25 protein-coding genes and 1 pseudogene are annotated in these 22,912 nt (G+C 31.1%); 10 read left to right on the forward strand and 16 right to left on the reverse strand.

Going from position 1 to position 22,912, the window contains the following annotated elements:
- Positions 1 to 36: 36 nt before the first annotated feature.
- Complete coding sequence (locus tag KTF99_RS17515; protein WP_217215496.1) at positions 37 to 1,365, reverse strand: HAMP domain-containing sensor histidine kinase; 1,329 nt, start codon at positions 1,363 to 1,365, stop codon at positions 37 to 39.
- Positions 1,358 to 2,059: a response regulator transcription factor gene (locus KTF99_RS06150; RefSeq protein WP_003535081.1), complete on the reverse strand. Its 702-nt coding sequence runs from the start codon at positions 2,057 to 2,059 to the stop codon at positions 1,358 to 1,360. Before KTF99_RS06150 ends, KTF99_RS17515 begins: the two co-directional genes overlap by 8 nt.
- Before the next feature lie 140 nt (positions 2,060 to 2,199).
- Between KTF99_RS06150 and KTF99_RS06155 the strand changes: the two genes are divergently transcribed.
- From KTF99_RS06155 to KTF99_RS06170, 4 genes are all read left to right on the forward strand, one after another.
- Positions 2,200 to 4,641, forward strand: a complete 2,442-nt coding sequence (locus KTF99_RS06155) for a YfhO family protein (protein ID WP_009299363.1) — start codon at positions 2,200 to 2,202, stop codon at positions 4,639 to 4,641.
- Positions 4,613 to 5,020 carry a GtrA family protein gene (locus tag KTF99_RS06160; RefSeq protein ID WP_003535077.1) on the forward strand — a complete coding sequence of 136 codons (408 nt, stop codon included), beginning with the start codon at positions 4,613 to 4,615 and terminating at the stop codon, positions 5,018 to 5,020. The genes KTF99_RS06155 and KTF99_RS06160 overlap by 29 nt, the downstream gene beginning before the upstream one ends.
- On the forward strand, positions 5,007 to 5,951 hold the full coding sequence (locus tag KTF99_RS06165) for a glycosyltransferase family 2 protein (RefSeq protein WP_008792407.1): 945 nt from the start codon (positions 5,007 to 5,009) through the stop codon (positions 5,949 to 5,951). The genes KTF99_RS06160 and KTF99_RS06165 overlap by 14 nt, the downstream gene beginning before the upstream one ends.
- 116 nt (positions 5,952 to 6,067) lie before the next feature.
- Positions 6,068 to 6,913 carry a hypothetical protein gene (locus KTF99_RS06170; RefSeq protein WP_003535073.1) on the forward strand — a complete coding sequence of 282 codons (846 nt, stop codon included), beginning with the start codon at positions 6,068 to 6,070 and terminating at the stop codon, positions 6,911 to 6,913.
- 142 nt (positions 6,914 to 7,055) lie between these two features.
- Here the strand turns inward: KTF99_RS06170 and KTF99_RS06175 are convergent, their stop codons facing one another.
- The 9 genes and pseudogenes from KTF99_RS06175 to KTF99_RS06215 all read right to left on the reverse strand — a co-directional run bounded on the left by KTF99_RS06175 (position 7,056) and on the right by KTF99_RS06215 (position 11,884).
- Positions 7,056 to 7,205, reverse strand: coding sequence for a hypothetical protein (locus tag KTF99_RS06175; protein ID WP_254210099.1), 150 nt, complete (start codon positions 7,203 to 7,205; stop codon positions 7,056 to 7,058).
- A gap of 31 nt (positions 7,206 to 7,236) precedes the next feature.
- Positions 7,237 to 7,830 carry a transposase zinc-binding domain-containing protein gene (locus KTF99_RS06180; RefSeq protein ID WP_029481928.1) on the reverse strand — a complete coding sequence of 198 codons (594 nt, stop codon included), beginning with the start codon at positions 7,828 to 7,830 and terminating at the stop codon, positions 7,237 to 7,239.
- Between the two features lie 55 nt (positions 7,831 to 7,885).
- On the reverse strand, positions 7,886 to 8,179 hold the full coding sequence (locus tag KTF99_RS06185; RefSeq protein ID WP_229107935.1) for a PIG-L family deacetylase: 294 nt from the start codon (positions 8,177 to 8,179) through the stop codon (positions 7,886 to 7,888).
- 98 nt (positions 8,180 to 8,277) lie between these two features.
- Positions 8,278 to 9,094: pseudogene (locus KTF99_RS17615) on the reverse strand (IS1634 family transposase); the annotation flags it as partial.
- Positions 9,095 to 9,870: 776 nt separating this feature from the next.
- On the reverse strand, positions 9,871 to 10,107 hold the full coding sequence (locus KTF99_RS06200; RefSeq protein ID WP_336244690.1) for a PF20097 family protein: 237 nt from the start codon (positions 10,105 to 10,107) through the stop codon (positions 9,871 to 9,873).
- An 18-nt stretch (positions 10,108 to 10,125) separates the two neighbouring features.
- A complete protein-coding gene (locus KTF99_RS06205) occupies positions 10,126 to 10,716 on the reverse strand; it encodes a hypothetical protein (RefSeq protein ID WP_254210100.1) in 591 nt (196 codons plus the stop codon).
- Positions 10,688 to 10,900: a hypothetical protein gene (locus KTF99_RS17080; RefSeq protein WP_254210101.1), complete on the reverse strand. Its 213-nt coding sequence runs from the start codon at positions 10,898 to 10,900 to the stop codon at positions 10,688 to 10,690. The genes KTF99_RS06205 and KTF99_RS17080 overlap by 29 nt, the downstream gene beginning before the upstream one ends.
- A 270-nt stretch (positions 10,901 to 11,170) precedes the next feature.
- Entirely contained in the window at positions 11,171 to 11,296 is a 126-nt protein-coding gene (locus KTF99_RS06210; RefSeq protein WP_118263922.1) for an LPXTG cell wall anchor domain-containing protein, read from the reverse strand.
- Positions 11,297 to 11,311: 15 nt separating this feature from the next.
- Positions 11,312 to 11,884 carry a hypothetical protein gene (locus KTF99_RS06215; RefSeq protein WP_029481920.1) on the reverse strand — a complete coding sequence of 191 codons (573 nt, stop codon included), beginning with the start codon at positions 11,882 to 11,884 and terminating at the stop codon, positions 11,312 to 11,314.
- Between the two features lie 165 nt (positions 11,885 to 12,049).
- Here KTF99_RS06215 and KTF99_RS06220 point away from each other — a divergent pair, with 165 nt between their 5' ends.
- Genes KTF99_RS06220 through KTF99_RS06230 form a run of 3 tightly spaced genes read left to right on the forward strand, consistent with a single transcriptional unit; the run spans position 12,050 to position 13,237 of the window.
- Entirely contained in the window at positions 12,050 to 12,370 is a 321-nt protein-coding gene (locus KTF99_RS06220; RefSeq protein ID WP_029481918.1) for a PadR family transcriptional regulator, read from the forward strand.
- Positions 12,371 to 12,379: 9 nt separating this feature from the next.
- A complete protein-coding gene (locus KTF99_RS06225) occupies positions 12,380 to 12,784 on the forward strand; it encodes a DUF6120 family protein (RefSeq protein ID WP_029481916.1) in 405 nt (134 codons plus the stop codon).
- A 3-nt stretch (positions 12,785 to 12,787) separates the two neighbouring features.
- Positions 12,788 to 13,237 carry a hypothetical protein gene (locus KTF99_RS06230; RefSeq protein ID WP_029481915.1) on the forward strand — a complete coding sequence of 150 codons (450 nt, stop codon included), beginning with the start codon at positions 12,788 to 12,790 and terminating at the stop codon, positions 13,235 to 13,237.
- 409 nt (positions 13,238 to 13,646) lie between these two features.
- Here KTF99_RS06230 and KTF99_RS06235 read toward each other — a convergent pair whose 3' ends face one another.
- Positions 13,647 to 14,327 (reverse strand): PIG-L family deacetylase, encoded by a 681-nt coding sequence (locus tag KTF99_RS06235; RefSeq protein ID WP_008792403.1) that lies wholly within the window; start codon positions 14,325 to 14,327, stop codon positions 13,647 to 13,649.
- Between the two features lie 201 nt (positions 14,328 to 14,528).
- On the opposite strand from KTF99_RS06235, the gene KTF99_RS06240 reads away from it, so the two are divergent.
- Positions 14,529 to 15,860, forward strand: a complete 1,332-nt coding sequence (locus tag KTF99_RS06240) for an MATE family efflux transporter (RefSeq protein WP_029481913.1) — start codon at positions 14,529 to 14,531, stop codon at positions 15,858 to 15,860.
- Positions 15,861 to 16,158: 298 nt separating this feature from the next.
- Here the strand turns inward: KTF99_RS06240 and KTF99_RS06245 are convergent, their stop codons facing one another.
- Positions 16,159 to 16,584 carry a DMT family transporter gene (locus KTF99_RS06245; RefSeq protein WP_254210102.1) on the reverse strand — a complete coding sequence of 142 codons (426 nt, stop codon included), beginning with the start codon at positions 16,582 to 16,584 and terminating at the stop codon, positions 16,159 to 16,161.
- Positions 16,585 to 16,613: 29 nt separating this feature from the next.
- Complete coding sequence (locus KTF99_RS06250) at positions 16,614 to 17,033, reverse strand: DMT family transporter (RefSeq protein WP_009299369.1); 420 nt, start codon at positions 17,031 to 17,033, stop codon at positions 16,614 to 16,616.
- Positions 17,034 to 17,114: 81 nt separating this feature from the next.
- Here KTF99_RS06250 and KTF99_RS06255 point away from each other — a divergent pair, with 81 nt between their 5' ends.
- Positions 17,115 to 17,774 (forward strand): cyclic nucleotide-binding domain-containing protein, encoded by a 660-nt coding sequence (locus tag KTF99_RS06255; RefSeq protein ID WP_029481911.1) that lies wholly within the window; start codon positions 17,115 to 17,117, stop codon positions 17,772 to 17,774.
- Between the two features lie 23 nt (positions 17,775 to 17,797).
- Here the strand turns inward: KTF99_RS06255 and nrdG are convergent, their stop codons facing one another.
- Together nrdG and nrdD (KTF99_RS06265) are read right to left on the reverse strand one after the other, a co-directional pair.
- Positions 17,798 to 18,292, reverse strand: coding sequence for an anaerobic ribonucleoside-triphosphate reductase activating protein (gene nrdG / locus KTF99_RS06260; RefSeq protein ID WP_003535056.1), 495 nt, complete (start codon positions 18,290 to 18,292; stop codon positions 17,798 to 17,800).
- Positions 18,292 to 20,409, reverse strand: a complete 2,118-nt coding sequence (nrdD, locus tag KTF99_RS06265; RefSeq protein ID WP_009299370.1) for an anaerobic ribonucleoside-triphosphate reductase — start codon at positions 20,407 to 20,409, stop codon at positions 18,292 to 18,294. The genes nrdG and nrdD (KTF99_RS06265) overlap by 1 nt, the downstream gene beginning before the upstream one ends.
- Positions 20,410 to 20,751: 342 nt before the next feature.
- Between nrdD (KTF99_RS06265) and nrdD (KTF99_RS06270) the strand changes: the two genes are divergently transcribed.
- Positions 20,752 to 22,911 carry an anaerobic ribonucleoside-triphosphate reductase gene (gene nrdD, locus KTF99_RS06270; RefSeq protein ID WP_009008533.1) on the forward strand — a complete coding sequence of 720 codons (2,160 nt, stop codon included), beginning with the start codon at positions 20,752 to 20,754 and terminating at the stop codon, positions 22,909 to 22,911.
- Position 22,912 lies beyond the last annotated feature (1 nt).

Raw genomic sequence — 22,912 nt, forward strand, 5'->3', positions numbered from 1 at the left:
CCTTTTAATTAAAATTATAGCAACATTATACACTAATTATTGCATTAAAGGAATTGTAATTGATACTGTGAAAGTACTTTCTTCATCAAGGACTGTAAAAGTACCATCGTGAATCTTGATCATTTGTTGGACACTTTTAAGACCGATTTGATTACTTTCAATATAGTTAGCACTATGTTTTTTTGTATTTTTAATCGTTAAGCCTAGATTTTCAATATCTTCATCGATCAATAAAGTGATATAAACGGGCTGTTTAATATCTGCGTATTTTAAGACATTGGAAAAAACATTATTAATAATTCGTTTGACTAAATTAATATTACCGCGAATAAAGTAATCAGAATGCTTAATGTTTTTGATTACTTCAAAACCATTTTCTTCTAAGACACCAATATTTTCTAAAATATATTCGTAAATTACGCCGAGTGACATCTTAGATAATTCAGTATCTTGATCTTTACTAAAGACGAGAAAGTATTCAAACATTTTATTTGCTAGTTCATTAATTTGATTTACTTTATCAATTGAATTTTTCAAATATAAATTATATTGATCTTCATTTTTAAATTTCTTTAGTCTAATAATATCTAAATATCCCATTAAAGAAGTTAAAGGAGTTCGCAAATCATGAGAAAGTGCTGTAACTAATTCATAATTAGCTTTGCGATTAGCTTCTTCAGTAGCAAAGTTGTCTTTTAAGGTTAGGCGAAGATTATCAATTTGATTAGATAATTCTGCAATTTCATCATTACTATTAATTTTGATTGTATGGTCTAAATCACCTTGTGACATAATTGTAACTTCATTTTTTAATGTTGTCATATAATTTACTTTACGTCGAATAAATAAAAAGGTTGGAAGTAAAAAGGTAAATAAGGCAATGACAATTGAGGCAACGATGTAAGGAACGACTAATTTAGCTAAAGCATATGAGTAAACATACATTTCAATGGTTCCATCTTTTAACTCAATTTCTGTACTATAATCGTCACCGTTATAAATTGCTTCAGTATCATATACTGTTGAACCGATGATAAAATTGTCAAGCATGGTAGCAAAAGAACCAGTGATGGCAAGGTTATCAGCCTTATTATATAGATTGACACTATAAATATCGCTAGTACCTAAGAGCTTATCTAGAGTATCGACATCAGTAATTGATACATTTTGATCAATAATTTGATTTTCAATATTATTTGCATAAGCTTCAGTATTTTCAGAGATGACCCCTAAGTTTTGGGTAAATTCAAAGAAACTTTCTTTACCGGCATAAAGTAGACAAAAAGTTGCCACCCCTAAGGTTCCACAAATAATGATAATGGCACTAATTTGAATACTTAATTTATTAAAGAAATTTTTAATCACAACGATAACCCTTACCCCAAATTGTTTTAATTATTTTTGGATTTTGAGGATCACTCTCTATTTTTTTACGAAGATTTCGAATATGAACCATAATTGTGTTATTAGCACTATAATAATAAGGTTCATTCCAAATACTCTCATACAATGTTTGCGTTGAAAAAATTCTTTTACGATTACTTAATAAAAGATAAAGAATTTGGTATTCTAGGTAAGTTAATTCAATTTGTTCTCCGTTTAGATACACTGCTTCACTATTAGGATTAATAGTAATATTATTGTAAACAATGTTGTCATCATTATTTTCTTCTTTTTCCATTTTCCCTTGATAAACATAATATCGACGCAACAATGCCTTCACTCTTGTCGTTAATTCATTATAAGAGAATGGTTTTGATAAATAATCATCCCCACCACTAGAAAAACCAAGTGTTTTGTCACTTTCTTGACCTTTTGCTGTTAAAAATAAGATTGGGGCGTTAGATTTTTTTCTAATTTCAACACAGGCTTGGTAACCATTGATTATAGGCATCATAATATCGAGAATATATAAATCGATATCATCACTAACCATATCAATTGCTTCTTGGCCATCTTTAGCCTCAATCACATCATAACCTTCACTTGAGAGCAAAACATTTAATACTTCTCTAATTTCAGGATTGTCATCGACAATTAAAATTTTATTGTTCGTCATATATTCACCAACTTTCGTATTTATTATACATCATAATGGAAATTAAGAAGATAGTAAAATGAAAATTAAGAAATATTTAGATGTTCTTTAGGTGATTCTTAAGGAATATATACGATAATGTGAGCAGGAGAATGATAGTAATGAAAAAAAAGCAGTTTTACCCAATTATATTTTTAACATGTTTAACCTTAGTGATGATCATAGTCATCACGCCTTCTTCTAGTATCTTTGGAGCTAATACTGATTGGCTATCGCAACATGTCAATCTAGCTGATTATATTCGGAAGACGATGTTAGAGACAAAATCATTTTTCCCCGATTTTGCATTTAATATCGGCGGTGGTCAAAATATTTATAATATATCTTATTATGGATTGTTTCGACCTGACGTATTAATTGGCTGTCTTATTCCTGGAATAGCAATGAAAGATATTATAATTACCTATATGATAATAAATTTAGTTTTAAGTGTTAACCTGACCTATATATGGTTGAAACGCAAACAGTTTAGCACAACGCTATGTATAGTTGGAGCTGTATTATTATTATCTTCTTCTGTATTATTCCAAAGTCACCGCCAAATCATGTTTGTTGATTATATGCCTGGAGTGCTTTTGGCATTGATCGCGGTAGATACATATATTAAAAATCAAAAGCAAGGGTTATTAATTGGAGCAGTGGTTCTAATAATTGCAAATAGTTATTTTTTTGCAATTTCAGCTTTACTAACAATTTTTACATATTATTGTTTTGAAATGTATCGATTGAAAAACCTAATTACTTTTAAAAAGTTATGTTTATTTATTCAGCCGTTATTGATCGGAGTGCTTATTTGTGGAATTCTTTTAATTCCAACTGCCTATGTTATGCTGGAGAACCATCAAAGTAGTGGCGGCTCACTTGATTTGATGTCGTTAGTAGTGCCACGAGGTGATTTTAAAGCCCTATTGTATAATGCTTATGGCTGTGGATTAGGCTTTGTTGCATGGGCAGGTTTAGTTCTAAGCTTAAAATTAAAAGAAACGAGAAAATTATCGATCTGGCTATTATTGTTATTATTTATCCCGATCTTTAGTTTTGTCTTAAATGGTTTTTTATATCCTCGGGCCAAGATTTTGCTTCCTTTTACACCATTGATTATTTATGTAGTAATTCAAACAATCAATGAGTATAAACAATCACAAATTAAATTGGATTTAAAATTAATTGTGCTACTTATTTTACCAATTGTCTTATTTTATAAAGAGCCATTAGTTATTTTAGATATTATAATTTGTTTGGTTGGGATATTATTGTATCTAAGAATAACTGAACGAACTTTATATTTATTGTTGGTAATGCCTTTAATAATTAGCTATGTTAATAATCAAAAAGAGAGTTTTGTTACAAAAGACACTTATCAACAAGTTTCGAATTTAAAAAATATTAAAGTAGAAAAAGATGGTCGATATGATATTTTTAAACAGTCATTGAACACTGTCAATCAAGTTAGTAATAACGAGCTTAGAAGTTCAATCTATAGTTCCGTTAGTAATAGTCTCTATAATCATTTTTATTACGATATTATTAAAAATCCTATTAGTATTAAAAATCGTGTCGCTTGTCTATCAAATTCAAATATTTTCTTTCAAGGAATGATGGGAGTGAAGACGCTCTATAGTGAAAATGTAGTACCGATGGGATATCAAGCAATTGGTAATAATCTATATCAAAATGATAAAGTATTGCCGCTTGTTTATGCAACTAGTAATAGCTATGATGTTGTGCAGTTTGATCGTCTAGATTACCCACAAACATTAGACACTATTTATAATAATGTGGTTGTTGCAGGCGGTCAGAGTAATTATCAAAGTAAGGCAGCTACGGTTGCACTAGAAACAGTTGTAAAAGAAAAAAGCGATAATTTACAAATAACTAAATTAAATGATGGCTATCGTATTAACACTAAAAAGACGGGTAAATTAGAATTAGGGATCAATCAAGATTTAACTAATAAGATTTTAATTGTGGAATTTGATTTAGCTAAAGTTAAATTAATTAAGCGTAAAGATACGAGTATTACGATTAATGGGGTAAAAAATAAGTTATCTAGTTCAAGTGCTGCTTATCCAAATCATAATACGCATTTTACATATGTTTTAAGTCAAAATGAATTGCTTGACCAACTTAGTATTAGTTTCAGTAATGGACGTTATGATTTAAAGAATATAAAAGTTTCTACGATTGACTATGATGTAATCAAAAACCGTAATCAAGAAATTGATGCATTAGTTGGCTCGTATAATCAAGATGGCAATCTTGTAGAAGGAACAATCAATGTTAGTAATGATGGCTATTTAGTTACTTCATTACCGTATCAAAATGGCTATACGGTATTAATTGATGGCAAAGAAGTTGCTAAGGAGTGTGTAAATAAAGCATTTTTAGGAGCAAAGATTTCTAAAGGACAACACCAGATTAGAATTATATTTAAAGCTCCAATGAAAAATGTTGGTTATGTTTGTAGTGGTGTGGGTTTTATATGGTTAGTATTTCAAGGGAGAAGGAAAAAGAATGAAAAAGGATTTGAAAGAATTAATTAGTTATGTATTTGTAGGTGGATGCACAACGCTAATTAACTTTGTAATTTATTGGTTTGTGATTACAATGATGGATCAGGGCTGGCTTTTTGCAAATGTAATCTCTTGGGTTGGTGCTGTTATCTTCGCTTTTTGGGCTAATAAACATTTTGTTTTTAAAAGTGCTAATGAAACTGGAAAAGAAGCTTATCAATTCTTTATTTTAAGATTAGGGACATTATTAGTTGAAAGCGGATTATTATTTATTTTTATTCAGTTATTATCTGCAAATGAGATGTTATCAAAAGTAGTAGTTAGTGTAATTACAGTAGTTTCAAATTATGGGCTATGCAAGTTTAAGATTTTTGCTGCCAAAGGAGGACATGAATATGGACAAAATTAGTGTAATCGTACCTTGTTATAATGAAGAGGAAGTACTTCCATTATTCCATAAGGAAGTGACTAAAGAACTTGAAACGATTGAAAATATTGATTATGAAATCTTATTTATTGATGATGGTAGTCATGATCATACAATTGATTTATTAAAGATGATCTGTGCTAAAGATCACCATTGTGACTATTATTCATTTTCTCGCAACTTTGGAAAAGAAGCAGCGATGTTCGCTGGCTTGGAAAAATCAACCGGTGATTATTGTGTAATCATGGATGCAGATCTTCAACATCCCCCAAAATTGCTGGCACCGATGTATCAGGCAGTAAGTCAAGAAGGTTACGATTGTTGTGCGGGAAAAAGAATGGATCGTGAGGGTGAAGGTAGATTAAGAAATTTCTTAAGTAAGTCATTTTATAAGGTGATGCAAAAATTATCAAAATTGGATATGAGTGATGGCGCAGGAGATTTTAGAATGATGAGTCGTCTTATGGTTGATTCAATTTTAGAAATTAGAGAGTATAATCGTTATATGAAAGGTTTATTTTCATATGTTGGTTTTGAGACAAAGTGGTTACCATTTAATAATGTAGAAAGGGCTGCTGGTTCTACTAAATGGAATTTTAAAAGCTTATTTTCTTATGCTTTAGAAGGAATTTTCTCATTTTCTACTGCTCCACTAAAGATAGCAGGAATATTTGGTGTTATCCTATTTGTTGGTTCAATTATTTTATCGTTATATACAGCGATTTCAACATTGATGTTTGGAAATAGCGTAGGTGGATATACTACGATTGTCTGTTTAATTTTATTTTTAAGTGGAACACAAATGTTATTAATTGCAATATTAGGAGAATATGTGTCTAAAGATTATATGGAAAATAAAGCTCGACCAATTTATATTGTTAAAGATACAAACCGCAGAAAACGGTATAATTAGAGTGTGATTTGGCACTCTTTTTGACTTAAGAGATAAAAAAAACTATAATAAATACATTAGAAAAGATATCTTATAGTTTAGAAATTGGAACAAGGCATCTTATTGAGGAGAAAGAAATGAAGAAATTTGGAAATGTAGTATTAACAATTGTCATGTTATGTTTGATTATGCTCCTATGTGTTAATCTATCAATTAAGACAATGTCAACTAAAGCAATTACAAATGCTGTCGTTGTTCAAGAGGCAAGTAACGGGATTGAAGAAGTACTTAATCAAGCATTTCCTGATGTAAGTAATGAAAATATCAAGAAAGTTGAGGAAGCAGTAAAAAATAATAGTGCTTTAAATGATGTGACGAGCGATTTATTAGATCAAATTACAGCAGCTGTAGCAAATGGTAGTGATGTTGATACTGCTGCGATTGCTGCACAATTATCTAAAGCTGTTGATGAAAATATTCCTGCAATCGAAGAAGCAATTGGTAAAAAAATCACTACAGAGCAGCGTGAACAAATTCAAAGTAAGATTACTGATGAAAATGGTGCCTTACAAAATAAAATTGTAAGTACCGTTGAAAAGGTCCAAAAAACAACACCAGGAACACAAAAATTTATTAAAACTTATAAAACTTTAAGTGATACTCCAACGAGAATTATTTGTGTGGTGGGAATTATTTTAACAGCAGTTTTACTTGGTTTGATTAATAAATCATTTTATAAATGGACTTTATTTAGTGGAATCGCTGCTGTTATTTCAGGTATTGTAGTTGGTTTATTTATGCCATTAGTTGTTAGTGCAATGGAGTTTACTATTGGAAATCGTCTATTAGGAATGAGCATTGATATTCCGGTAGGGAGTTTACGTTTAGATGGTGCTATTTGTGCTGGTGCTGGAATTATCTTGATTGTTGCATATATCATTTTAAATAAGAAATATGCTACATTTGAACGTCATTATTATTAAGATATAGATTAGGAATTCAGGGGAAGGTAGCAGTATCTTCTCTTTTTTATTCTATAGGAATTTGGATTCGTCTGATAATAACAGTATATCATTCCAACTAAAAGGGTACCTGATTTATGGTACCCAAAAAAGTGTCAGAAAATTACTCTTTCCTGAACATTGTTTTATTACAGTTGGGACACTGGCAGCTGTATCTCCTGTCTTTGGATCCGCTGCTTAGTTCCATTCCTAAAAATTCTTCTAATATCCAGTCCGGTACTCCTTCTTCATATCCGCACGATTCACATTTCATTTCAATCAGTACTTCATCCTCTATTAACGCCTCAAGCTCTTCTTCCGTATACTCCATTATCTGGCGGCTTTTTTCTTTTCCTGAGGTATTTTGATTTATGTTTAGGATGTTTATACATAAGATCATTTTTATGTCTGGATTTTTCTTTACGGTATTTGCGGTCATTGAATACACAGGCAAGGACATTGCGAGCAACTACAAAAAAGCCGTCAAGAAGAGTACGATCCCTTAGAAAGAACCACCTAAGCTCTTTAGGAATAGTGAAAACAATGTGACGATGCTTAGATTCGAAAGCCATAGCAGAAACAAAAGCAGCGCGCCGCTGGGAAGCTTTAGAACCGCATTTGGAGCAGAATCTGGAAGAGCAGGTATGAGCGACGATAGTCTCCTGGCCACAGTAGGGACACTCATAAAGATCATAACCCAGATAGATAGAAGAGCATAAAATAGTTTTTTGAATATTGTCAAAGATAACATCGCGCATTTTACCGGAGTTATGTAGTTTGGAAATATAATCAAAGTTGTCAAAAAAGATATATCTAAAAGTTTCTTTACCGGCATTTTGAACGTACTGACTAAAGTTAAGAAGACTTGAGGTATCAACAGGAACAGCTAAATCAATCATTATATATCACCAGGTATATTATAAAACAAAAAAAGGTGATAATCATCTGTAGTGATTAATCACCCCGTGGACAAAATTTATTTTGTCCCTTTTTTATCACCTCTTTAAATTCTTTAGAACGTATTTCGTTATCACCATTAGTTAGGCAGACAACTAAGCATTTATCTTTTAGTAGATGCATTCCACCCCAAATAGTTTCATCATCAGGATGAGCTACGATCATAACGTTTTGATAATCACTTAATTGGATTTGATCAAAAATATCTTGATGTTCGATTTTATTTACTTTTACGTTTGCGTTAGTATATCCTGTTAGGAGGACTAAACAGATTATTAGTAGTTTCTTCATACTTGAATTGTACCACTTTATCCTTTGTATCGAATATGCGTAACTTATACGATTTTTGTATTTTTTATGATATTTCTCATTTTTTTCTTTCCAATTATTTAATAATCTGTTCTGAATCCAAATAATTGATGAAGCTCATCTGTTGTTTGGGTTCTCCTGTATGCTAGTATATTTCCATTATACTATGTATCTACTAATTCCATTTCTCTTAGTGTTTTTAATGTTTCACTTACTGCATATCTGTTATTCAACTTATACGCTAAAAGTCTGTAGATAATTAGCAAAATGAAGCATGTTAGAAAATATGCCTTGATTCTATCTTTGTTATGCAGATATACTGGTCTTGTCTTGAAATCTGTTTTCATGATTCTAAACCATTCTTCTATCTGACATCTTCTTTCTGATACTTCGATTATTGATTTGATATCATCATCTTCAAGATTTGTAGTGCTGGTATAGAATCCATCATACATTTCTTCTTCTCTGATTTTCTTTTGATAGATTGCATATTTTAGTGAATATGTAACGATAAGTCTTTCTTCAAGAGGCCTTAATGTCATCTGTTCATTCTTGTTTCCTTCATAGAGATCAAAAGCTAACGGGTATACCATCACCATCCATCATAAGTCCCATGTCTATAATTGGATTAGGTCGATTCTCGTTGCTTTTTCCATATTTTCTAAAGTCACCATCTTCTTCAATCTCAAAATAGTAATTGGTGCAGTCATAATAAAGTGTGTTGGTATTTCTTTTCTTGATGAAATGAGTGTTTTTATATAGTTTGGATTGAATGTAGCTTGATTCCTCAGCCAGGCAGGATAAAGCTCTATAAACATCATGCGATTCATATCCTGACTTTTCAAGCAGTGTAGAGGAGAATTCATGGGAAGAACGTTTACTGTCGGGAGAAAGAATATACGAACACTATTTATTCAAAAGTAAAGGAGTGTAAATAATGGATATAAAAAGTGAAAAATTTAAAGAATTAGTATATGACTTAATGACAGGGGATACTGATTTAGAAACTATCCCCAAAAAGAGAGTAAGGTAGTAAAAAATGAATTTGTAGAAGGAAGTAGATGTGCTTTAGTATATCAAGAGATTTATAAAGCAAATCAACGTATATGTAAAAGACTGGGTGTTCAAGAAGACGAAGATATTGAATGTATTATTTCTAGCTTTTTTGATATCCTTAGTTATTTGAGTTTTAAAATGTACGATTATGGTGTATTGTTTTCAGCACTTCAAAATCATCAAAACAACATTAAAATGTAGTTAATCAAACCCTAAATTAACTATTTTTTATAAAAGCTATAATTTTAGTGAAATAAATCGGCGTTTATCTCACCACCTGTAGAGGTGGGAGTATTTTGCCAAAATTTTGATAAAAAATAATACATAATTGCAAGCCTGGAACCTAGCTTGCAATAGTTTTTTTCACTTTAAACCATTGATATATATAGCCTTTTGTATTTTCGCGAATGTTAAAAAACTCTCGATTACTATACTTTTTAAAAGTTAATTTATCATTTTCATCATTTCTAACGGTTCAGCAGTTTGACTGAAGGACATTGGTAAAAAAAAGTTCGTAAAATACATTACGAACTTTTTTGTATTCAATAGTAATTTTTTAATTCTGAAACGATAAGGTAGAACACCAACGATTCGATTTTAGCATAATGGAATTTATACTAACAATCATCTTCATTTATAATTATAACTCTACAATCCGCACATCTATATGCTGTTAATTGTAGTATATTCCATCCTTTTTTTAAAAGAACTTCATATTCTTTTGGGTGATTTCTCCAAAAATGGGGTTTTTTACCTTCCGGGGTCCATGTATAATCCCATTTTGCTGAATTAAAAAATCCTTTATCCATTTCTTTTCCACAATATGGACACTTCATTTTTGTATTTCCTTTCACAATGTTGAAATATTATGTTTAACTGTTTGGTCTCTGTGTTTCAAACGTTCTGTAATAAGGGTGTGCATCATCCCACACAACTTGTGCTTTAAAAGGTTGGAAGACACCTAAAATTCTTTTTTCTCTTGTTGTATTATGAGCATTTAAAATAGCTTGATAAACCTTATAATATACATCAGAAGTAAAATAATTAACCCCTTCAGAGGATAATACTCCTGATATGAATGAAACAACATTTGCCTTTGTCACACTAAGTCCTAAGGCACCAGTTACTAAGAATGCAATTATTGTAGATATTGCGCTACTTGCTAAAGATACTAGCATACTCTTCTTCCTACTTCCAACAAAATAAAACTTACCATACTCTGCTTTTGGTACTAACGAGTTATTATTTTTTACTGAAATCTTGTTGCTATTTAAATCATTTATATTATCAATCTTTGAAAAATTAGTTAACGCTTCAACAATTGTAATAGGTTGATTTTTGTCGTATATATATGTGGATTGTAATAATAACGCATTATTACAATCATTAAAATTGTAATAATTATTATTTACTTTTATATATCTAAAGTCTGTATCATACTCTAATTTTATTTTTAGCACCATTCTCTACTATTTCAAAACAGATATTATATTCATTGGTAGAATTAAGAATTGTGGTTTCATAGTCTTTATAAGAGTATGAATATACTACGCTATTGTTTAACGCACTAACATTTGTTACTGCACCAAAACTTAATGTAAATACCAGTATAAAAGCAATTATTTTCTTCATTTTTTTGTTCTGCATTTCATAGTTTTTTAAATTATAAAGAGTATTAACAAATAAATCGAAAACGTTTTCTTGTTATTTATTTGCTAATACACCACGAGGATTATCTAAATTTTTCATTTAGAAACTCGTCACGAATATTTCGTCATCGCCGAACTCTATCCATGAGGCCATAGCCAACTTTTTGAACAACTCTCTAATTCTTGAATAAAAGTTATGAGATTTAAACTCTAACATATCAAACATAGCTTTTTTATCTACTCTTATTTAGCTTGAGATATATCAATTTTATTTCTTTCTTTTATAATAAATTAATGTGCCAATTATCAATAAAGCTAATAGTACAACTATCAATATTGCATTTTCGTCAATTGAGACAGGCCCCCACATAATTCCTAATCCACTATTTGTCAAATTGAGTCCCCCTTTCTAACTAAAATTTCCTGATGTTTGCATTGTTGTTTTAGTTAAGCCAGTATCATAGTCCATATAGTGACCAATTGCTCTACAATAATATTTCTTCCCTGTATTCTTTCTTGAAACGGTTTTTCTTAAAGAAGCAGAAGTGGACTTGGTTTTACTTACACTTCCGGATTCGACAATATTTCCATTTGAGCTTTCTATTACATATGCGAAACCATTAATTTTAACGCCTTTAGTGCAACTATAATTACCACCAAAAGTTATTTTCGCACTACTTGGTCTATTTTTATATACAGTAGTTAATACTATTGCACTAGGAACCCAAATTACCCCCCTCGATTCCGGTAATACTTCATCAGCATTTTCACCTAAAATTTTATATGCACCAATTGAATCATAATATTCCTTGATTTCAATGGGTAGTTCTGAATAGGCAGCAGGTTCAAAATGTCGCATTACCTCTCCCATTGTTGAATTATAAATTGTAATGTTCTCTTGCGCATTAATAGAAACCGAACTGCCTAAAAAGATTATAACAGCAGTCAGTATAATAGTAATCCTTTTGTAATTTTTCTTCATTTTATTTTCTCCCACCAATATATTTTTTAGAAAGCGCTTCCTTAAATATATATTATCATTATTATTTATAGTTGTCAATTAATATATATATATAGAAAATCTACTTATTGATAAAAATTGCATGTGTAGTATAATGTAATTAACTTGACGTTAAGGGTGATTATATTGAGCAGTAAAAATAATTTATTTAAAATTGAAATGCTGTTGCTTTGCATTTTAAAGAAACAAGACTGTTATGGTTATGAGATAACAAAGCTTATTAAAGAATATTCCGACAATTTACTTGATATTAAATCTGGAACTATGTATCCCATTCTTTGCAAACTACAAGAAGAAGGGATTGTTAGTTCGTATGAGGAAATTGCTAATAAGAAACTTCGTGTTTATTATCATCTAGAACCATCTGGTCTTGAAAAACTACAAAATCTAATTAATGAATATAGGGAAATGATTAACGGAATTGAAAATATCATTAATCATTGTTAGGGCATTAAAATGAAAAAAAATAAAGACATAACCAGATACTATAAAAATGTTAAAACTTTACTTCCAATAAAAGGAAAAAACGAGAAAAAGTATTTGAATGGATTTAAACAAAACTTATCAGAATTTTCAGATGAAACTCCAGAAGTATCATATCATGGTATTATTAAGGAATTTGGAGAACCAAAAGATGTAGTAATCTCGTATTTAAACAGCTGTGATGAGAATTATCTTATCAGAAAATTACGGCTTCGCACTATTATATCTAGAGTTTTAATTATACTTACTGTTTTAGCTTTATGTATAGCATTGTGGTATAGTTATTTATTTTATATCGGTTATAAAGAATCTAAAGAGCAAAATATTGATTATTGTGAATCTGTTATCACAGAAGAAACAATTATTACGGAGGAGTAGAAGATGAAAAAAATATTATTGTCACTTTTTCTTTTTTTGGGAGTTATACTAACATACACGCCAGTAAGTGCTGCAGAAATTAATATCGAAACAGAATATTTAGAAAATGGAGATTATCTTGTTACGACTATAGCTGAAGATACACGGGTAAAGGCGGCAGGAACCAAGACAGGTACAAAGACTTCTAATTATTACAGTAATGGGAAAATTATGTGGTCGGTATCAGTTAAAGGAACATTTACCTATAATGGAAGTTCTGCCAAATGTACCAGTTCATCAGTATCAACTACATGTCCTGGGACTGCATGGAGGATTTCTTCAAAATCGTCTTCAAAAAGTGGAAATAAGGCAATTGGTAAAGCAACAGCTAATAAATATCAAAATGGAGTAGTTATATACACTAAGACAGCAGTTGTCACATTAAGCTGCAGTATAAATGGTACATTGAGCTAAAAAAGCACATTATGTGCTTTTTTTTGTCAAGGTGAATAAAGAACAATTCTATACTGAAAAAATCGGAGGATAAGTTTTTAGAACTAAATTTGATGATAAAGAATTATCATCAAAATCTTATTCTGCTATGCCCCGTTATTTATAGTATAGAATATAGCGGTAAGATAAGGGGTGGGGGATTTTATGAATGTGTATAATGTAAAATCTTTGTTAATACAATAAAACCAACTAATGTTGGTTTTATTGTATATTTCCAGCGAAAATTGTTTGAACTTCGCTTTGGCTAATATATGGACAATTATCAGCATTTTCCTCATTCCATTTTGAATTAAATTATGAAGAGAATCTTGAACGAAAGTTAGATTACTATCGTTTGATTGATAAAACAAAGATTAGATAAAAAACTGGATCAATGCCACTCATCGTAGCTGATCCAGTTTTCATATGGGAACATATGTCCTAAGTTATGGCAGACTTTCTTTTGAGAGGAGTAACAATCTGCTAATTCTAATTTTTGTTTGGTAAGATCATCATCAAAGGTTGGTTTCATTGGCAAGATAGGGTTAGTTTTTCGATAATAAAGACCAAAATATTTTAAATTATTAGTAATTGCTAGATCTTTAGCAATACTTGTAACAATTGCACTTGTCATCTTGTGATGCTGATGGCCGTATTCACCTTTAGGATTGTGAGTAACAACGAGATTAAAATGTTGTTTCGATAAAAGATAATTTAAATCGTCTTCAATTTTTTGATATGATGATTTCCAATTATCCCGCTTACCATTTGTTTTATCAGGATAATTTAAAATAAGTCCGGTATTCTGTGTTTTTTTCATCACCTCTTTAAATTCTTTAGAACGTATTTCGTTATCACCATTAGTTAGGCAGACAACCAAGTATTTATCTTTTAGTAAATGCATTCCACCCCAAATAGTTTCATCATCAGGATGAGCTACGATCATAACATTTTGATAATCACTTAATTGGACTTGATCAAAAATATCTTGATGTTCGATTTTATTTACTTTTGCGTTTGCGTTAGTACATCCTGTTAGGAGGACTAAACAGATTATTAGTAGTTTCTTCATACTTGAATTGTACCACTTTATTCAATTAATAAAATTAAACCTTTCTTAATATTGCTTAAGAGAAACTAAATAAATAAAAAGTTTGACAGTTAAGGGCAAACTTGGTAAAATTTTCTTGCTTACCGGAGGGTATAAGAAATTATGCTGGATAAGGTAGTGGGTCAAACCACTATTTTATCCAGCTTTTTTTAGGAGGAAAATATGAATGATGAATTATTAAATGGAAGTGTTTTTAAAAGTTTGATGCTCTTTGCAATTCCCTTCATGTTATCAAACTTATTACAAGTATTATACGGAGCTGCTGATTTATTTGTGGTGGGGCATTTCGCTACAACAAGTGATGTTTCAGCAGTTTCTATCGGTAGTCAAACAATGGCGATGCTAACTAACCTGATCCTTGGGTTTACAACAGGGATCACAGTATTATTAGGACAATTTTTTGGAGCTAAAAAGGAAAAAGAATTAGCTGCAACAGTGGGTTCTTCAGTTGTGTTGTTTACTATGATTGCTGTGACTATTTCAATTATATTATTTTTGACTAATCATCAGATTGTAGGATTAATGCATACACCTAACGATGCAATCAGTGCAACTAGAAGTTATTTATATATTTGTAGTTTAGGAACTGTTTTTATTGTAGGATATAATGCAGTTAGTGCTATTTTAAGAGGTTTAGGTGATAGTAAGACACCTCTTTTATTTGTTGCAATTGCGTGTGTAATAAATGTTATTGTAGATTTTATTTTGGTAGATAGCTATCAAATGGGAGCAGTGGGAGCTGCTATTGCAACGGTATTAGCACAAGCAGGAGCTTTTATTTTTTCATTGATCTATCTAAAATATAAAGGATTAGGTTTTAAGTTTAATCGCCAAGATATTAGTTTTAATCTTCCGATGATTGCGAAAATCACAAAAGTTGGGTTACCAATCGGCTTGCAAAGTGCTTTAGTTGGTATTTCTTTTTTGTTGATTACGGTAATCGTCAATGGTATGGGGTTAGTTGCTAGTGCTTCTGTTGGAGTTGTTGAAAAATTGATTGAATTTTTAATGTTACCAGCAATTGCCTTAGGTAATGCTGTTGCAACGATGACAGCTCAAAATTTTGGGGCCGAGCAGTATTCACGAGCGTATAAATCAATGCGTTATGGGATTGCTTTTTGTCTTTCGATTTCATTGATTGTGACAATTGTTTGTCAATTTGATGGAAGTATTTTCACACGAATTTTTTCTAGTGACCAGGCAGTAATTAAAAATGCGGCTTTATATTTACAAACATATTCTTTTGATTGTTTATGTACAAGTTTTATCTTTTGTTATAATGGTTATTTAAATGGTGGTGGATATACTGTTTTTACGATGCTTCATAGTTTGCTGGCAACCTTTATTTTAAGAATTCCATTAACTTTAGTAATTAGTAAATTGAGCGGAATTACTTTATTTCATATGGGGATTGCATCACCTATTGCTTCTATGGCATCGATTATCATGTGTGTCATTTATATTCGTTATTTAAATAAGAAATTATTATTTTAATTTTTTTGCTTATCTTTACAAAATATACTATATGAGGTGAGAGAAATGATAAAAAGAGATAGCTATTTAATTTATAGGAGAATTAAGTACAAAGGAAAATATAAGCGAACGGTATGTTATTACTTGTAGTTATCATTTTGAATTTTTTATAAGGAAATTATGAGGATTTTATGATCTCAATATAGTAATGGTCTGTTTTTTACAAATGTGTTAGATATATGAAAAAGCTAAGTTAGAATATTTGAATAAAATCATGAAAAAGATTGTCAACGACAATCTAAAATAATTAGGAAAATTATTAGATAGAATTAATTTCTTCATTTGAAATGACTTTTATATCAGCAGATTGATATATAATTAATCCAATAATGACGATAATACAACCAATCAATTTGTTAAGGGTGAAGACGTGATAGATATAATAGTCTAGTATCATTCCACTAAGTAATTGAGAGATAAAAGTAATTAGAGTTAGCTTGATTGGAGTAACTTTGGAAATGACGATGTTTAAAATTAGAACATTAAAGACACCAATTATTCCTCCAACTAACATTATTAGATCTATCTTTGTAAATGAAATGTTTTTGAATGCTGGTAACAGGGTAAAAAATAAGAGAATTGAACTAGTAAGCAAACCAGTAAAGTAATTAAAGAAAGTGCTTTGATAAGGACCGATTTTTTTTGCTAAATATCCATTTATGGAACGGCTTAAAACAATAGTCATACCGCTAGCTATTGCACATATTATTGCAATTATTTAACCATCACTCCAATTCCAATTGTGACAATTATTAAACTTAACCATTTAAGTGGTGTTAGTTTTCTTTTTAATGACCCTAGCCAGCCTTTAGATTCTAGGATGATAGAAATAATCATTTGACCCAGTAAGCCTAATGCTGTTAACAAAGCTGCACCAATATTATTGACAGCGATAATATTAAAAATTACAGTTAGTACACCAATTACTCCGCCAGTGTATAAAATAAAGGGTAAATGATGTTTAAAGGAGATTTCTTGCTTTTTTAAAAACATGATCAAGGTAAAAGTAATTAAACCAATCAAATGAATAATAACGGTTGCTAGATAAGCACCACAGTGGGCAGATAGTTGACCATTAAAAATATTCATGGTCGATACGATTAAACCACATAAAAAAGATAATAATAAATACATAGTTAACACCTCCAAATTTATTATAAAGAAAAGATATTGCTTTTAAATACGACATATGTCATATTTAAGGTGGTGATATATATGAAAAATCGAGAGTATTATATCAATTTGCTTAAAGTTGAGCAGATGATGAGTGATGATAATTATCAGTATCTTGAATTATGTGAGTTTTCTAAGGCTGAACATCTATTACATCAAGGGCAGACATTAGAATATTTATATATTCTTGTATCTGGAAGAATTAAAAGCTGTCGAACGACTGCGAATGGAACAACAGTTTTATCAGCTTTTTCTAATCCAATCACAGTTACTGGAGAAGTTGAATTTCTAAATCATCATGAAGTCACTAATGATGTTTACGCACTCAAAAATACAGTTTGTTTTAGAATATCAGTGGCGCAATATGAAGATATTTTATTACATGATTTAATATTTATGCGTTATTTAGCACGAACACTTTCAAATCGGCTATATCATGCTAATCATAATACTGCTATTTCAATTAATTATCCAGTTGAAAATCGTTTAGCTTCATATCTTATTTCGAGTGCTCAACAATTGATCATCAAGGATAATTTTGTTCAAGTAGCAGAAATGATCGGGTGCAGTTATCGTCAGTTACAGCGAGTCTTAAATGACTTTTGTCAGTGTGGGTATCTTTGTAAGGTTAAACGAGGCAATTACTTGATTACGGATGAAAGTGCATTAAAAGCATTAGGTCAGGATTTGTATTATATATAAAAACTAGGGTGGCTATGGCCATCCTAGTTATCGTCATGAAGAATAATTGTATTAAAAGCAAGTGTTGGGCCTACTGCAATTACACGTTGATTTGCAGAACCTTTCCAATGTAATTGAGGATCTAATTGGGTAATTTCAAAGCGCCCATCAACGATTACATCAATATTTTTGATAAAATCAATCGTTTTAATATCATCAAATTGGAAACCGGTATATAGCCAAATTGTTTTATCAGGATAACGTTCTTTAATTTCTTTAATCAATTGACCAACTTCATTAATTGAGGAAGGGTGGAGCGGATCACCACCACTGAAAGTAATTCCAGAAATGTAATCTTTATCAAGTTCTGTAAAGATTTCAGCTTTAGCTTCAGCATCAAAAGGAATACCGCTAGTGACATCCCATGTTTGAGGGTTGTGACATCCCGGACATCGATGGGTACATCCTGAAAGCCAAAGAACTACTCGGAGCCCTTCACCATTTAACATATCATCTTTTGTTATATTATGATAATTCATTACATTGATTTCCGATCTGCAATTTCTGCCATTTTTGCATCATTTAAACGCGTATCCCCTTTAACTCGTGAATATGATAAATAACCGTTCATCCGATCTATCTTTGTTAAGTTTTTACTTCCACATTTTGGGCAAACATCCATATTTAATTCTTCATGGCCACAATCATCGCAATAGGATAATGATAGATTTACACCTTCATAAAAGCCTAATCTCATTGCACGTTTAAGTAAGGTTTTAAAAGCTTGCATGTTGTAATCGATTGGATATTTGACATATTGAATCTTACCGCCATTACATAAGTCCCAAAAACGTTTTTCTTTATCTTGTTTTTCAATAGGACTAATTTCTTCAGAAACATGACAATGGAAAGAGTTGCTGACATAATCACGGTCACTAACGTTTTCAATTACACCATGTTTTTTTCGGAATTGTTGCACTTGAAGACCACAGAGGTTTTCTGCTGGGGTCCCATAAATAGCATATAAACGACCATCTTCCTCTTTGAATTTTTCAACCATTTGATTAATATGTTCCATTGTTTTTAAAGCAAATGAACCATCTTCAACTAATGATTTTTTATGTGCTAACTGTTCTAATTCATTTAAAGCAGTTATTCCAAAAGAAGCAGTAGCAGATTTTAAAATAGGTTTGATTTTATCATGTAGACCAAGATGCCCACCATAGAAGCCTCCTTCACAATAAGCAAGAGGATTAACAGAGGCTTTCATCTCACCAAGATAATCATATGTTCGTAAATGTAACTTTCTAATTAAGTTTAAATAATAATCTAATACATCAAAGAAAGGTTTACTTTCTTGTTTTGCTTTAGCATAAATAAGAGGCAAGTGGAGACTGATCGCTCCAATATTAAAGCGTCCTACAAATACGGGAGTATCATTTTCATCAGCAGGATGCATTCCTCCTCGACGATACCAAGGTGATAAAAAGGCCCGGCATCCCATTGGAGAGATGATTTCTCCATATTTTTTGTAGATTGAAGCTACATATCCTTCACCTGATAAGCTGAGCCAGTCAGGATACATTGTTTTGCTTGAACATAATACTGCTGCTTCAAATAATTCTTCAAGTTCTTTACCCTCGCCATGGAGTTCTTCATCATATAAGAAAACAATCTTAGGAAATAAAACCGGTTTTTTATTTCCTTTTTTTCCTTGTCCACGTCGACGAACATGAAGCATTTCAATTGAAGCCATTTTCGCAAATTTGCCAGTTCCTGTTCCTGTCGTCATTGTAATAAAAGGGTAGTCACCTCGGCTGGATGAAACTGAATTAAATTTATATTCCCATCCTTGGAACCCTTGTCTAAATTCATTTAAAACATCACCCTCAGCTACTTTTGAAGCAGTTTCTGGATCTAATCCTAAACTTAGATATTTTTCATAAAATAAATCAAAAGTCTTGATGGCATATGGTTCTAATAATAAATCAACGCTAGGAACAGTAAAACCACCATATTGTTGACTAGCTGCTGATAAAGTAATGTCACCAATTACATCGAAAGCTACGTCTAGAGTTTTAGGTTCATTATACCAAAGATTTCCCATTTCAAATCCACCTTCAAGAACGCTTTTAACATCAAAAAGGCAGCAGTTCATTGTATCACGGCGGGCAGACATATCATGAATATAGATATAACCATCACGAATAGCTTGTAGTTCTTCAGTCGTAAGGAAGAATTTTTTATATAACTCTTTATTTAATTCATTAAAAATCAAACTTCGTTTGGTCGATACTAAAGCACTATCAGTATTACTGTTTTCTTTATCTCCAATATACATGATTGATTGTGATTTTTTATAGACCTCATCTAACATTGCCACGAAGTCTTGTTTGTAGTTCCGGTAATCACGATAGCTTTTTGCTACTTTAGGGTTGATTGCATCTAAAGCACCTTCAACAACATTGTGCATTTGAGAGATAGTAATTTCATTGCTATTGAAATCTTTAACTCGGGCTTCAACAAAATCACAAATTTGTGCTTCTTCACCTTCTTTGAATTTATATAAACAGCGTGTCGCAGATTTATTGATTGCTGTTACAACTTTTTGTATATTAAAAAGCTCTTTAGTATTATCTTTCTTGATTACGTACATTCTTTTGTCCTCCATAATAAGTTTCGTAAATTAGTATATTAGAGAATTATCGACTTGAAAAGTAAAATGCTCTATTAGTAGTAAACAAATATTTTTTGTTGATATTTTAGGAAAATAGCAATTATTTTTGTTAGATGATGATAGTACTAGATGTATCAAAATAGATAATTTACTAATTTTCTAAAATTGAAAAAAACTAGAGAAATTAATATAAATATCAGTTATAATTAATATTTGTGTGCATTGCCAATTGAATATTTTAATGAGGTGATGATGCGTATTATTTTTATAAAAAAAGTTTTAGTGTTAACATAATAAAAGAGATTTTTAGGAGGGAACAGAATGAAAGTTATTAAAAGAGATGGGCAAAGCGTTGAGTTTGATGCTTCAAAAATTGAAAAAGCAATTTTAAAAGCAATGCAGTGCGGAAGCGGGATCGTTGATTCTAAATGTGCTCATGATATTGCTGTAGAGATAGAAAACTGGCATCAATTCAGTGATAATAATATTTCGATATATCGAATTGAGGGACAAGTTTTTGAAAAATTAATTGAAAAAGGACAAATCTTAACTGCTAAAGCATATGAAGGATATCGTAAAGTTCGGGAGTTTCAAAGAGAAACAAATACGATTGACAAAGAGATATATGGAATTGTAAACCAAACTAATAAAGAAGCAATGGAAGAAAATTCAAATAAAGATGCTACAGTTTTAGCAACTCAAAGAGATTTGATTGCTGGTGAATTTTCAAAAGATTATTGTCGGCGGCTATTATTACCACCTAAAATTGTTCAGGCACATGATGATGGAATCATTCATTTCCATGATATGGATTACTATATCCAAAAAATGCATAATTGCGATCTTGTCAATTTAAAGGATATGTTTGCTAAAGGAACAGTTATTAATGATAAGTTGATTGAAACACCTAAATCATTACAAACAGCTTGTACTGTGGCAACTCAAATCGTACAACAAGTAGCTAATGGTCAATATGGTGGACAAACTATCTCATTAGCTCATTTATCACCATATGTGCGTTTAAGTTATGAGAAGCACCAACGAAATGTTCGTAATGAAGGTCGTTTGATTGGAATTGACTATAGTGAAGAACAAATTATTAAGATTGCTAAATCACGCCTACAAGATGAAATTAAAGCCGGAATTCAAACGATTCAATATCAAATTAATACTTTCTCAACTACTAATGGACAAGCACCATTTTTATCAGTGTTTATGTATTTAAGAGAAGAACCTGAATATATTGAAGAAACAGCAATGCTGATTGAAGAAACATTAAAACAACGATTTATTGGAATGAAAAATCCTGTTGGGGCTTATGTGACACCAGCTTTCCCAAAACTTTTATATGTTCTTGATGATAATAATGTACCGCAAGATAGTAAGTATCGTTATTTAACGGATTTAGCAGTTAAATGTGTCTCAAAGAGAATGATGCCCGATTTTATTTCTGCTAAGATCATGCGTGAAAACTATGAGGGACAAGTATTCCCTTGCATGGGATGCCGTAGTTTCTTATCACCATGGAAAGATGAAAATGGTGAATACAAGTGGTATGGTCGTTTTAATCAAGGAGTAGTGACATTGAATCTTGCTGATGCTGGTCTGTCAGCTAATCATAAATTAGATAACTTTTGGAAAATCTTAGATGAACGTTTAGAATTATGTAAAGAGGCCTTGATGTTACGTCATGAAAGTTTAAAAGGAACACTAGCAGATGTTAGCCCGATTCATTGGCGTTATGGAGCTTTAGCTCGTTTAGAGTCAGGGGAACCAATTGATAAGCTTTTGGAAAATGGGTATTCAACGATTTCCTTAGGGTATATTGGTTTATATGAATGTGTTGTAGCTTTAATTGGTCAAACTCATACTTCTAAAGAAGGAAATGAGTTAGCAACAAAGATCATGGAACGTTTAAGAAGTGCTTGTGACAGCTGGAAAGAAGAAACAGGATTAGGTTTTGGTTTATATGGAACTCCAGCAGAATCAACTACATATACATTCGCTAGAGCATTAAAGAAACGTTTTGGAATTGTTGAAGGAATTACTGATAAGGATTATTTAACAAATTCATATCATGTTAATGTTAAAGAACATATTGATGCTTTTGATAAACTGCAAGTTGAAGCAAAATTCCAAAAAGTATCTTCTGGCGGAGCAATCAGTTATGTTGAAGTCACTAATATGTCAGAAAATTTAGATGCTTTATCAGCGTTGATTGACTATATGTATAACACAATTCAATATGCAGAGATTAATACAAAATCAGATTATTGTCAGGAATGCGGATTTGACGGCGAAATCTTACTAGATGAAAATCGGGAATGGTATTGTCCAAATTGTGGAAATCGTAATCATAAAACTTTAAATGTTTGTCGTCGTACTTGTGGTTATTTAGGTGATAATTTCTGGAATCAAGGTAGAACACAAGAAATTGCTGAACGTTTTGTTCACTTAGATAATCATCTTTATGGTGAGTAAC

This window comes from Erysipelatoclostridium sp. MSK.7.34, from assembly GCF_019041935.1.
In the GTDB taxonomy this organism is placed as follows: Bacteria; Bacillota_I; Bacilli_A; order Erysipelotrichales; family Coprobacillaceae; genus Thomasclavelia; species Thomasclavelia ramosa.

Bases quoted from the DNA above. Each gene is read 5' to 3' on its own strand.
- KTF99_RS06155 (WP_009299363.1), top strand. From the start codon at position 2,200: ATGAAAAAAAAGCAGTTTTACCCAATTATATTTTTAACATGTTTAACC.
- KTF99_RS06235 (WP_008792403.1), bottom strand. From the start codon at position 14,327: ATGAAGAAACTACTAATAATCTGTTTAGTCCTCCTAACAGGATGTACT.
- KTF99_RS06175 (WP_254210099.1), bottom strand. From the start codon at position 7,205: ATGAAATGTGAATCGTGCGGATATGAAGAAGGAGTACCGGACTGGATA.
- KTF99_RS06230 (WP_029481915.1), top strand. From the start codon at position 12,788: ATGAAAAAAATATTATTGTCACTTTTTCTTTTTTTGGGAGTTATACTA.
- KTF99_RS06165 (WP_008792407.1), top strand. From the start codon at position 5,007: ATGGACAAAATTAGTGTAATCGTACCTTGTTATAATGAAGAGGAAGTA.
- nrdD (WP_009299370.1), bottom strand. From the start codon at position 20,409: ATGTACGTAATCAAGAAAGATAATACTAAAGAGCTTTTTAATATACAA.
- KTF99_RS06250 (WP_009299369.1), bottom strand. From the start codon at position 17,033: ATGTATTTATTATTATCTTTTTTATGTGGTTTAATCGTATCGACCATG.
- KTF99_RS06180 (WP_029481928.1), bottom strand. From the start codon at position 7,830: ATGATTGATTTAGCTGTTCCTGTTGATACCTCAAGTCTTCTTAACTTT.
- KTF99_RS06160 (WP_003535077.1), top strand. From the start codon at position 4,613: ATGAAAAAGGATTTGAAAGAATTAATTAGTTATGTATTTGTAGGTGGA.
- KTF99_RS06170 (WP_003535073.1), top strand. From the start codon at position 6,068: ATGAAGAAATTTGGAAATGTAGTATTAACAATTGTCATGTTATGTTTG.
- KTF99_RS06255 (WP_029481911.1), top strand. From the start codon at position 17,115: ATGAAAAATCGAGAGTATTATATCAATTTGCTTAAAGTTGAGCAGATG.
- KTF99_RS06225 (WP_029481916.1), top strand. From the start codon at position 12,380: ATGAAAAAAAATAAAGACATAACCAGATACTATAAAAATGTTAAAACT.
- nrdD (WP_009008533.1), top strand. From the start codon at position 20,752: ATGAAAGTTATTAAAAGAGATGGGCAAAGCGTTGAGTTTGATGCTTCA.
- KTF99_RS06205 (WP_254210100.1), bottom strand. From the start codon at position 10,716: ATGGTGCTAAAAATAAAATTAGAGTATGATACAGACTTTAGATATATA.
- KTF99_RS06150 (WP_003535081.1), bottom strand. From the start codon at position 2,059: ATGACGAACAATAAAATTTTAATTGTCGATGACAATCCTGAAATTAGA.
- KTF99_RS17080 (WP_254210101.1), bottom strand. From the start codon at position 10,900: ATGCAGAACAAAAAAATGAAGAAAATAATTGCTTTTATACTGGTATTT.
- KTF99_RS06240 (WP_029481913.1), top strand. From the start codon at position 14,529: ATGAATGATGAATTATTAAATGGAAGTGTTTTTAAAAGTTTGATGCTC.
- KTF99_RS06245 (WP_254210102.1), bottom strand. From the start codon at position 16,584: ATGACTATTGTTTTAAGCCGTTCCATAAATGGATATTTAGCAAAAAAA.
- KTF99_RS06185 (WP_229107935.1), bottom strand. From the start codon at position 8,179: ATGAAGAAACTACTAATAATCTGTTTAGTCCTCCTAACAGGATATACT.
- KTF99_RS06215 (WP_029481920.1), bottom strand. From the start codon at position 11,884: ATGAAGAAAAATTACAAAAGGATTACTATTATACTGACTGCTGTTATA.
- nrdG (WP_003535056.1), bottom strand. From the start codon at position 18,292: ATGAATTATCATAATATAACAAAAGATGATATGTTAAATGGTGAAGGG.